The organism is Mesorhizobium sp. M7A.F.Ce.TU.012.03.2.1 (assembly GCF_004006095.1).
Classification (GTDB): domain Bacteria; phylum Pseudomonadota; class Alphaproteobacteria; order Rhizobiales; family Rhizobiaceae; genus Mesorhizobium.
On the sequence record NZ_CP034779.1, the window covers coordinates 1991602 to 2006229 of the forward strand.

Consider the following 14628-nt stretch of genomic DNA (forward strand, 5'->3'; position numbering starts at 1 on the left):
AAGGCCGCTCCGCCATCGGCCCGATCGCCAATTCCGAGCTTCATGACCTGGAGGGCATGACCGGCGCTGAGATCAAGGCGCTGCCCCAGCACGACATCAACCGGGGGCATCTCATCTCCATGGACCGCTTCAGCTTGCTCGCCGTGCTTGCAGCGCGCGAAGCCATGCGGCAGGCCGGACTTTCCTGCGACGAGGGGAATGCCCATCGCTTCGGCGCGACAGTGGGCGTCGGATTTACCGGTTCATACGCAACAGAACAAACTTACCGCTCACTGCTTTTGGGTAGCGCAATCCGTGCTGAACTCTTCACTGGAGTAAAGGTGATGCCCAGCGCCGCTTCCGTCCATCTTAGCTTGAGCCTCGGCTTGCGCGGGCCGGTTTTCGGGGTGACCTCCGCATGTGCCTCGGCCAACCATGCGATCGCCTCGGCGGTGGACCAGATCAAGCTGGGCCGGGCCGACGTAATGGTTTCCGGGGGCAGCGACGCACCCTTCGCATGGGGCGTGCTGAAAGCATGGGAAGCAATGCGCGTGCTTTCACCCGATACCTGCCGGCCCTTCTCCGCCGATAGGAATTCGCCATGGGCGGTACGAACGCAGTTCTGGCATTCAGGCAGGTGTAGAAGCCATGCAAGACGCCTCATTTGAGGTCACCTGTCGTATCTAGCTGCTTGCCGGACCACTATGTAAAGCGAGCGCTATTGGCTGCCTCTGCGATGCGGGAATTGGCAGCGGACGTCTCTCGATCAAACAGGCATCTTGCTTGTAGAATTCTTTTAATCGTGAAGCGGCGCGAGTGCGCAATCCGTTGAGGTGAGCAAGGCCGGCGCCCTGGGTGAGCGCTGGTGTCGGGTGGTGGAAAGTACAGGGGGAGCTGTGTGGCCCCTCTTTCTCGGCCTCGACGATGTGCGAAGGAGCCTGCGCGGCGAACGGGCCAACGCCCCAGGCTCAGAACCTGGGCGAACCTAACTCCCGCCAAAGGACAGCCCAGAGCTGGATACACGAAAGAGATACTGAACCCGCGAATCAGATTCTGATCAATCGTCGTGACTGAGCTCCACTCGGCTCTTACGGAGATAATCGCGCGGCCCGGCAACGGCCACGCGTGCCGCGGGCGTGAGCTTTGCGCTTCGTCAGAAGTGCCTCGAGCGTGACGACGATAATTGACCAGCCATATCGAACGCATTCGCCCAGTTATCCAAAGCGTGGATACCTTTCATCTAAACAAAGGATTTTACCGTTTTTGCTGCAGGTCCCATAGAAGCGCTTCAAGTTGGAAAGATAGGTAGTTCCGATGGTTGCGTTGGATCTGAGGAGCATCATCTGGTGTGCGGGGCGTACAAAGTCAGTCGCATCTGCATTGCGGCTTGGTCTTTCGGCGGTCTCCACAAGTTACGCCCCGTTGGCGCGACGCCAATTATTTAATCAATGCTTGGACATTTATCTCAACCAGACAGCTGCAAGGTGAGGTCTTCCATGCGTCCGAATGTCGAGTGGAAGTTGTGCTGGGAAAATGAGCTGCAACTGGCCGACCATGTCGAACTCTCCGACTTTTTTCGAAAGACCTATGGACGGACTGGCGCCTTCAACGCGGAGCCATTCGAAGGCGGCCGCAGTTGGGCCGGCGCGAGGCCGGAATTCCGCGCAATCGGCTACGACGCGCATGGGGTAGCGGCTCACATCGGCATGCTGCGGCGCTTCATCAAAGTTGGCGAGGTCGACTTGATCGTCGCTGAATTGGGCCTGTACGCGGTTCGTCCGGATCTTGAAGGGCTCGGAATCGGTTTTTCGATGCGCGTGGCGTACCCAGTGCTCCATCAGTTGGGTGTTCCATTCGCTTTCGGCACGGTTCGGCACGCGCTGCGAAACCATGTCGAAAGATTCTGCAGAGCCGGCCTCGCGAACATTGTGTCGGGCGTTCGCGTACGGTCGACCCGTCCAGATGTGCATCCCGACCTGCCGCCCACGCGCCTGGAAGACGTACTCGTGTTGGTTTCGCCGATCGGACGCTCGATGGACGAGTGGCCGTCCGGTACCCTGATCGACCGGAACGGTCCGGAACTATGAAGCCTCTGGACTACATATGCGAAGGGCAGAGTGACAATGCCGATGGCATTGCAGAGCGCAGCGTCTATCTGACGTTTGACGACGGTCCCAATTCATTTTTCACACCGCAGATACTCAATGTGCTAGCGCAACATCAGGTGCCGGCGACCTTCTTCGTTGTTGGGGCCTACGCGGCCGACGAGCCGGAACTCGTTCGCCGAATTATTACAGACGGCCACGGTATAGCCAACCACACGATGACTCATCCGGACCTGGCTAAATGCGGGTCCGTCGAAGTCGACTGCCAGATAGTTGAGGCAAACAGAGTCATAGGGATGGCTTGCCCGCAGGCCATGGTTCGGTACTTTCGTGCACCGTATGGCATCTGGACCGAAGAAGTAATCGCTGCATTAGCGGGTGAGGCATTGGCGCCCGTCCATTGGTCCATTGATCCACGCGACTGGTCTCGCCCCGGCGTTGACGCCATCGTCGACAGAGTGCTCGCCGATATCCGGCCGGGCGCAATCGTGCTGTTGCACGACGGGTGCGCTCCCGACGAATTGCAACCAGGCAATCAAGCCAGTCTGCGCGACCAGACGGTGACAGCGTTGTCACGCCTAATTCCAGAATTGCACGGCCGCGGATTTGTAATCCGATCACTTCCTCAACATCCCTGAACAAACAGAGATCCTATGGACCTTCTCACCACAGCCAGTACTGTTGCCGTTTCGTCTTATGCGGTGCTCTCGACTGTTTACAGAGGCATGCAAGCGGTCTACTCCCAACCGGAAAATGTTACGCCGCCGTCGGAAAGCTTGTTCGGATCCGACCGTTGGCCGAGCGTGGATGTCATTATCCCCTGCTACAATGAGGACCCGCGCACACTCGCGGCGTGTTTAGCTTCCATTGCAAATCAAGATTACTCCGGAACATTTCAGGTCTATCTGGTTGACGACGGTTCTGGAAATCGTAATGCCGTCATCCCGGTACATCACGCCTACGAGGGCGACCCGAGATTCAATTTCATTCTGCTCCGCGAGAATGTTGGCAAACGCAAGGCGCAGATCGCCGCCATCCGCCGCTCATCTGGAGATTTCGTGCTCAGCGTCGACTCTGACACGACACTTGCGTCCGACGTCATCACGAAGCTTGCAGTAAAAATGCGGGATTCCATGGTCGGAGCGGCCATGGGCCAGCTGACGGCATACAACCGCAGCGACACTTGGTTGACCCGATTGATCGATATGGAATACTGGCTGGCTTGCAATGAGGAGCGCGCGGCGCAAGGTCGCTTTGGTGCGGTCATGTGCTGCTGCGGCCCATGTGCAATGTACCGCCGGTCTTGTCTCCTTTCTCTGCTGGATCAATACGAGACGCAGCTGTTCAGGGGGAAACCAAGCGACTTCGGTGAAGACCGTCATCTTACGATCCTCATGCTGAAAGCAGGCTTTCGAACCGAGTACGTTCCAGGTGCCGTCGCGGCGACAGTCGTTCCGGACAAGATGGGACCTTATTTGCGCCAACAACTCCGCTGGGCACGAAGCACTTTCCGGGACACGATGCTTGCGCGAGGTCTACTGCGTGGCCTGGATCGCTATCTAACTTTGGATGTGATGGGAGAGAATCTCGGCCCATTGTTGCTCGGCATCGCGGTAGTAACGGCGCTCGGTGAGTTACTATTTTCACATACAGTAAATTGGTGGACGGTGCTGGCTATTGTCACGATGACCATAATCAGATCTACGGTGTTATCTTTCCGCACTCGGCAGCTTCGATTCATCGGCTATTCAATGCACGCGTTAATCAGGATATTCCTGTTGATCCCCTTGAAGGCTTACGCCCTGTGTACATTGAGCAATAGCGATTGGCTGTCGCGTAAAAGTGTTCCCCTGCCCAACAGGAGCACAAAGGAAATCACAAGCGCGATGCCGCTTGGCGGAGCAAATGCTGCGGGCAATTCTGGAATTGCGGAGTCACTTCATACTGCAGATCTTTCGCTCACAGCTAGTGAAGTCTGACGGCCTTGCAGCGCCGAGTGACCGAGTAAGTTGTGTCAGTCGACACGGGGTGAAGCTTGTCGAGTTACCTATGGTCAGAACGGGAACTATCTGGAAGCGACACGTGGCATCTTGACGTTATTCTTTGGCGGAAGCGATACACACGTCGCTCCGGCCGCGACTTTCCAAAGGTGCCATCTCAAGGCGGTGGCCTGCTCTGAACCAGAATTCGCAAGTAAGCTGCCGGTGGCCAATCGGACTCATTCCGCTTGAGATAGACGCATGTCCAATGTAGCAATCGACGTTACCGGCGTAACCAAATTATTCGGAAACAAGCTCGTTGTGGACGGGCTGTCCTTCACCGTTGCATCGGGAGAGTGCTTCGGTCTGCTGGGGCCTAACGGCGCAGGCAAGAGCACGATTGCGCGTATGCTCCTCGGTATGACCCGGCCTGACGCGGGTGATATAACAGTCCTCGGTCTACCAGTGCCGGCACGCAGCCGCTTGGCCCGCAAGGGCATAGGCGTGGTCCCGCAGTTCGACAATCTCGACCTGGAATTTACGGTACGTGAGAACCTGTTGGTGTTCGGGCGCTACTTCGGCATGAGTACAAGAGAGATCAACGCCGTCATCCCACGGCTCCTCGAGTTCGCTCGCCTTGAGAGCAAGGCGGATTCACGTGTCGGCCTGCTATCCGGCGGGATGAAGCGGCGCCTGACGCTGGCACGTGCTCTGATCAACGACCCCCAGTTGCTTGTGATGGATGAGCCCACGACCGGCCTCGACCCGCATGCCCGCCATCTGATCTGGGAGCGACTTCGTTTCCTGCTGGCGAGCGGAAAAACGATCATTTTGACCACCCATTTCATGGAAGAGGCTGAGCGGCTTTGTGATCGGCTGTGTGTTCTCGAGCGGGGACGCAAGATCGCCGAGGGCAGTCCTCATGCGCTGATCGACGAGTACATTGGGTGCAACGTGATCGAGATCTTCGGCGGTAATCCACAGGAGCTGATTTCGCTGATCAGACCGTACGTTCAGCGTGTCGAGGTAAGCGGCGAGACGCTCTTTTGCTATGCGCCTGAGCCGGAGGATGTGCGCATCCAGCTTCGCGGTCGAGCGGGTCTGCGTATTCTAGAGCGTCCACCCAGTCTGGAGGACGTTTTCTTGCGGTTAACCGGACGTGAGATGGAGAAGTGAGCAATGGGTGAACGTTTTGCGGCCGCTCTACCCGCCAACGCCTGGAACTGGATCGCGGTGTGGCGCCGCAATCATCTGGCATGGAAGAAGGTGGCATTTGCTTCAATGCTCGGCACCCTTGCTGATCCGATGATTTACCTTTTCGGGCTCGGCACTGGCCTTGGACTGTTGGTAGGCCGCATCGAAGGTGCATCCTACATCGCCTTTCTGGCAGCCGGCATGGTTGCGACGAGCGCGATGACAGCATCAACCTTCGAAACAATTTACGCGGTTTTCGGTCGAATGCGCGATCAGGGCACTTGGGAAGCAATCCTGCACACACAACTTACCCTCGGCGACATCGTTCTCGGTGAATTGACCTGGGCAGCCACAAAGGCTTTTCTGGCCGGTACGACAATTGCGATTGTTGCGGCCGCGCTAGGTTATGCCGCGTGGACGTCGGTTCTCTACGTGCTACCGGTCGTCGCTCTCACCGGATTCGCCTTTGCGAGCCTGGCCATGCTCGTCATCGCGCTCGCGCCCAGTTATCACTATTTTATTTTCTATCAGACGCTTGTCATCACACCCATGCTGTTCCTTTCGGGCGCGGTTTTTCCAGTCGGCCAATTGCCAGGAGTGTTTCAGCAGATTGCGGCCTTCTCGCCGCTGGCGAATTCTATCGAGCTAATCCGTCCGGTGATGCTCGGCCGCCTGGGCGACAATGTAGGGCTGCATATAGGCGCACTTTGCATGTTCGCTGTATTGCCTTTTTTTCTGTCGGCTGGACTGTTTCATCGACGACTAATGCGTTGACGCTTGCTTACACCCATTAACCAGAAGGAGGTCCGCAATGCCGGATGCAAACTGCCCACAGCGGCCCGGAGGCATGCGTATGCTAGGAATCGCGAGTGGTACAACGCCGAAGCCGGGCGCCACCCAGCCGCTGCAGGCACCCGCCCAGCTTCGCGACCACACCTCGAAGAACAGGCTGGATGGTGAGGCGCGGACTCACCCGGAGCGTTCAATCGATAGCAGCCAAGCTTCTTGTGCGCGTCCACAGACCGTCGCGGCCATTATTTAGTTGGATACACATGCAATGACCCACAACGAAGCAACTCCTGAGCCTTTTGTGATCCTTGCTATGCCAAGGACCGGAACACACTATTTAGAAGAATTGCTAAACGAGCATCCGACCGTTTTGAGTAACGGTGAGTTGCTAAACGAATATGATCCCAATTGGCCCAGCACTGATCGCCTGCTAGGCACGGATCGCGAGCTTCTTGAGCTTGCCTATGTGCGCTGCCCTATGCGCGACTACAAGAATGTGACGCATCTTGGATGCAAGATCAATGAACCTCAGTTTCGCGAGCGTCCCGCATTCTTTGCGGAACTGGCTCGTTGGCCAGCACTCAAGGTCATCCTTGTTGTTCGCCGAAACGTATTGGAATCGCTCCGATCCTTTGTGCAGGCCAGGGAAAGCGGTCACTGGCTGAAGTTCAGCTGGGACAACGATACCGCTCGGCCACCGAGCGTCAGGTTGTCAATCGCCGACTGTGAGGCTTATTTCAAAGCCGCCGACGATTTTCACGCTCGCGTTATGGACTCCTTCACGTCGACCAACCTGCTTGTAATGGAATACGAGAGCCTACTTCACGAACCTGCCCAATGCTTGGGAGCGGTTTGGGATTTCCTGGGCGTTCCAACGCTTGAGCCATCAGATAACGCCATCCTGCAGCGCCAGGAAACGCGACCGCTTGATCAAACGGTGGAGAACTTTGACGAGTTGCGGATTCACTTCGCACGCGGACCTTATTCAAGATTTTTTGACCTCGGAGATTCAATGCGCTCCTACGCTTAATCGCTTGTACCGCGTGCTCTGATGGGCGTGTAGGATATCCTGCAGTTTGCGCGCATTCCGTTCCAAAACTGACAAACCAAAGTCACCAAGGCAACCGGCAGTCGATCTGCGGCGAACATCAACGGGCACGGGCGCAAGGCGACCTGGTCAATTCCCTCTCTGACGAAGCACTTCCTCAGACGCGATCTTTGGCGAGCCTTGAGTGCAAATTCCGGCAAGGTGGAGGGTTCCAGTGCGCAACTGCACCAATCTCGCTGGAGGGGACAGGCGTCCAGTTGGCACGGCGCTTGCTCCGAGATGACAGCAGCGCTCGACCGGAGCGCAGCATGGGAGAAGGAGGAGCCCCCACCCCGATCCGGTCAGGGAGAGAGAAACGATGTTGGTTCCAAGAGTCCCCCGCGCGATCGCAGCGCCCCGCAAGCGCCATTTTGCCCGGACCTACGTGCAGGTACTTGCCGCCATGGTCCTTGGAGCCGCAATTGGCTACCTCTATCCGGAAACCGGCCAAAGCCTGAAGCCGCTCGGCGATGCCTTCATCAAAGTCATCAAGATGATTATCGCACCTGTCATCTTCCTGACAATTGCGACCGGCATTCGGCTCACGAGCAGTCCGTGACCAGCTTCCTGATGAACATCATCCCGTCAACGATTGCCAGTGCCTTCGCGGAAGGCGACATCCTGCAAGTCTTGTTCTTCTCGGTCTTGTTCGGCATTGCTCTGGCGATGACCGGAGAAACGAGCAGGCCGGTCGTTACCTTTCTCCAGGCGCTCACCGCCCCCATTTTTAAGCTCGTCGGCATTCTGATGAAGGCTGCACCCATCGGCGCCTTCGGCGCTATGGCCTTTACGATCGGCAAATACGGAATCGGTTCGGTGGCCAACCTCGCGATACTGGTCGCGACGTTCTATCTGACCGCCTTCCTCTTCGTGTTCGGGGTTCTCGGCGTGGTCTGCCGCTGCAACGGCTTCTCGATCTTTTCTCTTGTCCGCTACATCAAGGACGAGCTGCTGCTAGTCCTGGCAACGTCCTCCTCGGAGGCCGCGCTGCCCTCGCTCATGGAGAAGATGGAGAAGGCCGGCGCCGCGCGTTCGGTCGTAAGTCTCGTCATCCCTACTGGATACTCATTCAATCTGGACGGCACCAATATCTACATGACGATCGCCGCCCTCTTCATCGCGCAGGCGACGAACACAGATTTGTCAATTGCCGATCAGATCCTCCTGCTGCTAATTGCGATGCTTTCCTCGAAGGGTGCGGCAGGCGTCACCGGCGCCGGCTTCATCACATTGGCCGCTACTCTGTCTGTCGTGCCGAGTGTTCCCGTTGCCGGAATGGCTCTAATTCTTGGCGTGGACCGCTTCATGTCGGAATGCCGCGCGCTGACGAATTTAGTCGGTAATGCGGTGGCATCGCTCGTTGTCGCTCGCTGGGAAGGCGAATTGGACCAGTCCCGGATGGAAGCCGCTTTCCGCGGTTAGGGTTACATCAAACGGGCTCCCCGCAAGCAAGCAACAGCGCGACGTGTAAGTCACGGCCTTGCCACAACAGTCGAATTGCCGGCCTCCAAAGAGCGCTGGAAATAGAGTACTAACGCAGAGAGTAATACAACACCATGAAGCCCCTAAGCAAACGAACGGTTCACGGAAACTCATCTGGGTCCGCATGGAGCGCTGTTCGTCGAATGCGTTATCAACCGTGGGGTGTGGTAACTATTTCAGCTTGCCGCCCCAAGCCGTCGCGGGATCGCACCGGATGACGGAGGACCGGCCGATCAGAATCGCTAGGGGAAAGCGCGTCACAATTGCCGATCTCGCCCGCGAAGCCGGAGTCAGCGTAGCAACAGTCGATCGGGTTCTGAACGTCCGCCTTCCGGTGCGAGAGGAGACCGCCCAGCGGGTCCATGCGGCCGCGCACGCGATCGGCTATCATGCTGCCGGTCTCATCAAACAGCGCTTGCAGCAGCACCTGCCGCACTACAAGCTGGGCTTCATCTTGAGAAAACCTGCCCACGATTTTTACCAAGATTTCGCTCGCAATATTGAAGAGTCGGTCAGTATGGCTAAATCCTTCCACGGCCTTCCGATCATCGAGTTCGCGCAGTCACATTTGCCGCGTGACCTGCTCCCGCTTCTTAAGGACCTTGGAAGCCGCTGCCAGGCGATCGCCATGGTGGCGGCCGATCACCCGAAAATCACAGCATCAGTCGAGGAGCTCAAGGCGAAAGGTATCCCGGTATTTTCGCTGCTATCCGACTTCGCCGATGGCGTGCGCGAGGGCTACATCGGCCTCAACAACAGCAAGGTCGGACGGACTGCCGCTTGGGTGTTTTCCAAGGCCGCAAAACGGCCCGGCAAGGTGGCGGTGTTTGTCGGAAGCCATCGCTTCCAGGCGCATGCGACGCGGGAAACGGCCTTTCGTGCCTATTTTCGTGAGAACGCGCCCAAATTCGAGGTGCTTGATCCGCTCGTGAACCTTGATGAACGGCAGCTCACTTACGAAAAATTGCTGGATCTTATGCAGCGGGAACCAGAGCTCGTCGGCTTCTATATGGCCGGCGGGGGGATAGAGGGAGCAATTTCCGCGCTCCGAGAAGAGGGGAGCGGTCAGGATCTCGTCGCGATCGTGAGTGAAATGACGCCGCAGTCACGTGGGGCGCTTGCGGATGACATCTTGACGATGGCGGTCGGCACGCCAATGCGCCGACTTTGCCAGGAGCTGATAATGGCAATGGAGCGGGCCATCAAAGCCGGCGTCGCGGAGAGCCCGGGGCAGACATTTCTGCCGTTCGACATTTATCTTCCGGAAAATATTTGACCTTGATGGATTTCTATCATGAGCGCCCATTTTCCTTTCACCGATGAAAGGAAAGCTCGATTGACTCGGCCGTCTCTGTCCGATCTGTGAACCGGCGTGGTTCCGTCTTGAAAGAAGCCGGATGCCGAAATGGCAGCCGCGTTTCATGGAAGGAAAGTCAAGCAATGCGCCAGGTATCGCCCCGCTTTGCACTCGATCACATGGCGGCGCCCCGCCTTGACGTCAGTGCGCTTTTCGCGCTTGCCCGTGACCAAGGCCTGACCGACGTCCAGATCCGTTACCCTCATTTCAGCAATCCTGTCGCACGCGGCATTCCGGCTGCGGACGTTCGGTTTGCCGCTACCGAAGCGGGCGTCACGATCATCTCTGTCAACGCCTTGCAGGGGTTCAACGACTGGACTCCAACGCGTCAGGCCGAGGCAAGCAACCTCGCCGATTATGCGACGGCGTGCGGGGCGGAGACGCTCGTGTTGGTGCCGGCCAACCGCAGCTCGTGGCCCACCAATAGCGAGCGCCAGGACAATCTTCGTTTCGCTCTAAACGAGATCAAGCCAATCCTCCAGTCGCGGGGTCTGATCGGTCTCATCGAGCCGCTGGGTTTCCGAACCTGCTCGCTTCGATCAAAGAAGGAAGCGGCCGAGGCCGTTGCCGCGGTTGATGGCCAGTCCGTCTTTCGCCTCGTGCACGACACGTTCCACCACACCCTGGCCGGGGAGACATGCCTGTTCTGCGAGCTTACCGGCCTGGTGCACATTTCAAGCGTAAACGACCCGACCTTCTGGATTTACCCCGATCGCTTTCTTGCAGGTTCCGACAATGGCAGCCAGATTCAGGCGCTGCTGGATGGCGGCTACGCGGGACCTTTCTCGTTCGAGCTGGTCGAGGAAGTCCATTCTCTGGACGATCTCGCAGGCGCACTTGCCGCCAGCATCGACTTTATCCGGCGAGGGCTATTGTCGTCAAAGTAGATGGTGACAGGAGTAGTGACTATAGGTGCGCCTGAATTTTCCGTGGGTTCACAGCGGGGCAGCCATCCGAGATGCCTCCTGTATCATTATCTCCCGCATCCAGATGCTTGCCGGATCGCTATTGTGGAGGGCCGGCCATTGGAGGGTCTCGGTAAATGTGGGAAATGGCAGCGGAAGTTCGATAACCCGCAGGGGGAACGTTTTTTCGAAATGCCTGACCAGCCGTAAGGGCATGGTCGCTATACGAGCTGTGCCGGACACCATAGGTGGAATCATGCTGAAGCCCTGCACGGCTACCTCGACACGTCTCTTAAGGCCATGCTCAAGCAAAAACCATTCCTCGATAGACGGCTTCATCGTACGCCCGAACCTGACCGCGACGTGCCTCATCGACATGTATCTCTCGAATGTAAGCTGCTGTGGCAGCTGCTTGTTTGTGGGACAGCCTACGCACACGAGCTTCTCGTCAAACAGCGCAACGCTTGAATGCACACTCGACGTGAACATATCCGGTAGAATTAGAAAATCGACGTCACCGCGCCGGAGAAGCTCATCGGGGCTATCGTCGACAGGCAGCAGTTCGAAGCTGACGGCGGGGGCTTCCCGTGAAATACGCTCCACAAGCTTTTCGAAAAACACGAGCGTGACGAAATCGGAAAGAATGATCCTGAAGAGGCGATCGGCTCGAGCTGGGTCAAACGGATCCGAAGAAATAATCGAGCACTGGATGTGCTGGAGAGCGTCGCGAACTGCGGGGGCAAATGCTGCCGCACGCGGGGTTAGAAATCGTTCGCGACCTCTTATCGTAAACAGTTCATCGCGGAAATAATCGCGCAGTCGGGCGACGGCCGCACTCATGGCGGGCTGACTCAGGTTGATCCTGCGTGCCGCCGCCGAGAGATTACGCTCCGTCAGGAGTGCGTCGAGCACAACGAGGAGATTTAGATCAAGTCCTTTGAAACGCATATCATCAGCCATCCATGGGATGGATGCCTTTAACCGAAACAAACGACTTTAACAATTTAGCATTCTTGCAATCTTTTGTCGCAAAAAGTTTATGATGGATGACGTTAAGGTCCGACATATGAGCCGCGTGATCTGCCGAAGCGAGCAATCGTTCGTACTGTGCAGGTCAGAGATTGGCAGTTTGAAACGCCGGGCCGATGGCGCCGGGCTATCAACCAGCGTCTTCGGCGGCCCCGACCTAGCTAGGCGTGGAACCTAATAGGGTGCACCTTTCCAGTCCGAGGCGACTGATGGGCGGTTTGATCCTAAAGCTGCCGTGAGGCCTGTGCCAATTGTATCGGCGAGCCAATGCAGCAGTCCGGCAGCGTTTTTGAGAGCTGTTGTAGGCTCGGCCTAAGCCCATTGGCGCAAGCCCATCTGGACGAAGCGCTTGGCCTTGCCGCTATCCGGTATGTGATCTGTGGTGCCTTCTCGTCCTGCTGTTCTTGTTTTGGAACGCCCTTATGGTGAGCCCATCCGGGACGTGGGGCACCGGGAGCACAAAGGTGCAGGCAGGCCGTCAATAGACCGTGGGCTGAGAGCCCGAGCTCGTTACATGGCCGCCCCTCGCGACTTTCCCGGATGCGCTGCGAGCGCGGATCAGTAGATGTCGTGTTGCCCGCCAGCTCCCGTCTTTGACCGAGCCAAGAAGGAGGAACGGGCATGCTTATCATCGGACTGGATATTCACCGCGCCTTCGCCGAAGCAGTGGCATGGCCGCGTCGACATGCGGCGCGATCTGCTGGCGGCGTTCGCCGCGAAGCTGTCGCCGAACGATGTCGGGGTGATCGAGGCCACCCGGCAACGCGACGTCCGCTGCAGCTGTGGTTGCGCCGCATGTGAAGGAGGTGGGGATCGCCAAGCCGAAACAGGTGTTTATCGTTGCCTATGCCAAGATCAAAACGAAGATCGACGCCGACGTTCTTGCGCAGCTCTATGCCAGCGGCTTCTTGCCAGAAGTCTGGATTGCGGACGAGCCGACGCAGGCTCTGCGTCGACAGGTGACACGGCGCAATCAGATTGTCCGACAGAGATCTCGATTGAAGAGCGTCATCCAGTCGATCTTTCATAGCCACCTGATCCGTCCTGCCCGCATGCCGACCTGTGCGGCGCCAAGGGTCGGACCTGGTTAATCGAGCAGGTCGTACCGCAGGACGAGCGCCTCGCGATCGATGGGCATCTGCGCGAGTTCGACCGATTGGGCGAAGACCTCCAGGTCATCGAACGCGATCTTGTCCGCTCGGCTCTCGAGGATGAAGGCGTGAAGCGGCTGATGACCATTTCCGGCGTCGACATCACCGTCGCGCTGGCGATGAAGGGCGGCGATCGGCGACGTGTCGCGCTTCGACGATCCGCAGAAGCTCGTGACCTATCTCGGGTTGAACCCAAGCGTCCAGCAGTCCAGCCAGGTCCGGCCTACCATGAGCGGATCACCAAGCAGGGCCGTGCGCGCGGCATGCTCGTCGAGGCGGCCTGGGCGGCCGTTGCGAGCCTTCTCCCTGCGGCGTGCGAGCCCGGCGCGGACAGCATGTCGCGGCCGTGGCAACCGCACGCAAACTCTCTGTCGTGATCTGTCATCTGTTGAGAAGGGCGAGAGTTACGCGTGGGCTCGACCCTCCCTGCATGCCAAGAAGCTTGCGCGATATGGAACTCAAGGCCGGGAGCAAGGCTGTGCGCGGCCAAAAGGGAGGGCACGCCTACAACATAAAGAGCCACCGGGAAGAAGAGCGCCGCTGGGTGGAGCAGACCGAGGGCGCCTATGCACGCCTCGTCGCCGGTTGGAACCCACGAGGTCCGAAGAGGGTAGGCACGGATGCCGCAAACGAGGCGCGACGATAGAAGCTGCGCGGCAGGGCTCTCATCTCGGACCCTGCTCTTCGCCACGCGGTCGTCCGGCGCGACAGGAGAATAGCGCAGATTTATCAAAAAGGCTCTTGTCGATCACATCAGTGGTCTTGGGCGCTGTACGGCCGGGTGAAGACTTTGCAGGTGGCCCGGAAAGCGTTTGACCTGTAGCGAAGCAATTGTCGTCATTACGCGCTCGACCCGGGCGCCCAGCTTGGCATAAGGGCTACGTGGCCTCAGGAAGCGTCGTCGCCAATGCAGACCATGGACGAATTCCCAGCCGATGCCGAGATGCCGGTCGACCGTGCCTGTCGCCGTCCGGTGATGCGATGCCCCCGAGCGGATGAGTTCGCCCCGGATGCTCCCGGTCACGACGCACGGGCTCGGGTTCCAAGGCGCTCAGTTTTGTTCGCGCCCAATCGGTGTAGGACGCGGCAGAAATACGAGCGTGACGAAATCGGAAAGAATGATCCTGAAGCGGCGATTCGGTAGAGCCGGGTCAAACTATCCGACGAAATAAACGAGCACTGGATGGGCGGGAGAGCGTCGCGAACTGGAGGGCAAGAGTTCCCGGACGCAGCGTTAAGTTTGAATACCTCCGCGGACATGGTCGCGAGCTTATCGCGCAAATAATCGAGCAGCCGAGCGCCGGCCGCACTCATGACCGGCTGGGCTCGATTAATCCTGCATGCCGCGCCCATGAGGTTGCGCTCTGTCGGGAGTGCGTCGAGCACAACGACGAGATGTAGTTCACGATCTTTGAAACGCGTGGTCAACCATCCAAAGTGTGGATGCCTTTCATCGAAACAAACGATTTCATCAATGTTCTGGAATCCTGCATGGGCAGAAGCACCTGACGCACACCGATGCCCCCACTGCCTCATGGCGTGGCGAGCGTCTTAAGCTGTCTCTTATACAC

Annotated in this window: 9 protein-coding genes and 3 pseudogenes; 11 read left to right on the plus strand and 1 reads right to left on the minus strand. The window is 58.0% G+C overall.

What is annotated here, in order from left to right:
* The 10 genes and pseudogenes from EJ079_RS09650 to EJ079_RS09695 form a co-directional block, all read left to right on the plus strand.
* Nucleotides 1-572 (plus strand): annotated as a pseudogene (locus tag EJ079_RS09650) (beta-ketoacyl synthase N-terminal-like domain-containing protein); the annotation flags it as partial.
* Nucleotides 573-1475: 903 nt separating this feature from the next.
* A complete protein-coding gene (locus EJ079_RS09655; RefSeq protein WP_063169401.1) occupies nt 1476-2066 on the plus strand; it encodes a NodA family N-acyltransferase in 591 nt (196 codons plus the stop codon).
* Complete coding sequence (nodB, locus tag EJ079_RS09660) at nt 2063-2722, plus strand: chitooligosaccharide deacetylase NodB (protein ID WP_127808902.1); 660 nt, start codon at nt 2063-2065, stop codon at nt 2720-2722. Before EJ079_RS09655 ends, nodB begins: the two co-directional genes overlap by 4 nt.
* 15 nt (nt 2723-2737) lie before the next feature.
* A complete protein-coding gene (nodC, locus tag EJ079_RS09665; RefSeq protein WP_127808903.1) occupies nt 2738-4063 on the plus strand; it encodes a chitooligosaccharide synthase NodC in 1326 nt (441 codons plus the stop codon).
* Between the two features lie 261 nt (nt 4064-4324).
* Entirely contained in the window at nt 4325-5239 is a 915-nt protein-coding gene (nodI, locus tag EJ079_RS09670; protein ID WP_127808904.1) for a nodulation factor ABC transporter ATP-binding protein NodI, read from the plus strand.
* A 3-nt stretch (nt 5240-5242) separates the two neighbouring features.
* Nucleotides 5243-6031 (plus strand): ABC transporter permease, encoded by a 789-nt coding sequence (locus EJ079_RS09675; protein ID WP_127808905.1) that lies wholly within the window; start codon nt 5243-5245, stop codon nt 6029-6031.
* 283 nt (nt 6032-6314) lie between these two features.
* On the plus strand, nt 6315-7076 hold the full coding sequence (locus EJ079_RS09680; protein ID WP_127808906.1) for a sulfotransferase domain-containing protein: 762 nt from the start codon (nt 6315-6317) through the stop codon (nt 7074-7076).
* Nucleotides 7077-7452: 376 nt separating this feature from the next.
* Nucleotides 7453-8555: pseudogene (locus EJ079_RS09685) on the plus strand (cation:dicarboxylase symporter family transporter).
* 274 nt (nt 8556-8829) lie between these two features.
* Entirely contained in the window at nt 8830-9891 is a 1062-nt protein-coding gene (locus EJ079_RS09690; protein ID WP_024505889.1) for a LacI family DNA-binding transcriptional regulator, read from the plus strand.
* Nucleotides 9892-10055: 164 nt separating this feature from the next.
* A complete protein-coding gene (locus EJ079_RS09695) occupies nt 10056-10859 on the plus strand; it encodes a TIM barrel protein (protein ID WP_127808907.1) in 804 nt (267 codons plus the stop codon).
* 48 nt (nt 10860-10907) lie between these two features.
* Here the strand turns inward: EJ079_RS09695 and EJ079_RS09700 are convergent, their stop codons facing one another.
* Nucleotides 10908-11825: a LysR family transcriptional regulator gene (locus EJ079_RS09700; protein WP_063170390.1), complete on the minus strand. Its 918-nt coding sequence runs from the start codon at nt 11823-11825 to the stop codon at nt 10908-10910.
* Nucleotides 11826-12579: 754 nt separating this feature from the next.
* Between EJ079_RS09700 and EJ079_RS09705 the strand changes: the two are divergent.
* Nucleotides 12580-13703: pseudogene (locus EJ079_RS09705) on the plus strand (IS110 family transposase); the annotation flags it as partial.
* Between the last annotated feature and the right edge of the window lie 925 nt (nt 13704-14628).

Bases quoted from the DNA above. Each gene is read 5' to 3' on its own strand.
- EJ079_RS09655 (WP_063169401.1), top strand. From the start codon at position 1,476: ATGCGTCCGAATGTCGAGTGGAAGTTGTGCTGGGAAAATGAGCTGCAA.
- nodB (WP_127808902.1), top strand. From the start codon at position 2,063: ATGAAGCCTCTGGACTACATATGCGAAGGGCAGAGTGACAATGCCGAT.
- nodC (WP_127808903.1), top strand. From the start codon at position 2,738: ATGGACCTTCTCACCACAGCCAGTACTGTTGCCGTTTCGTCTTATGCG.
- nodI (WP_127808904.1), top strand. From the start codon at position 4,325: ATGTCCAATGTAGCAATCGACGTTACCGGCGTAACCAAATTATTCGGA.
- EJ079_RS09675 (WP_127808905.1), top strand. From the start codon at position 5,243: ATGGGTGAACGTTTTGCGGCCGCTCTACCCGCCAACGCCTGGAACTGG.
- EJ079_RS09680 (WP_127808906.1), top strand. From the start codon at position 6,315: ATGACCCACAACGAAGCAACTCCTGAGCCTTTTGTGATCCTTGCTATG.
- EJ079_RS09690 (WP_024505889.1), top strand. From the start codon at position 8,830: ATGACGGAGGACCGGCCGATCAGAATCGCTAGGGGAAAGCGCGTCACA.
- EJ079_RS09695 (WP_127808907.1), top strand. From the start codon at position 10,056: ATGCGCCAGGTATCGCCCCGCTTTGCACTCGATCACATGGCGGCGCCC.
- EJ079_RS09700 (WP_063170390.1), bottom strand. From the start codon at position 11,825: ATGCGTTTCAAAGGACTTGATCTAAATCTCCTCGTTGTGCTCGACGCA.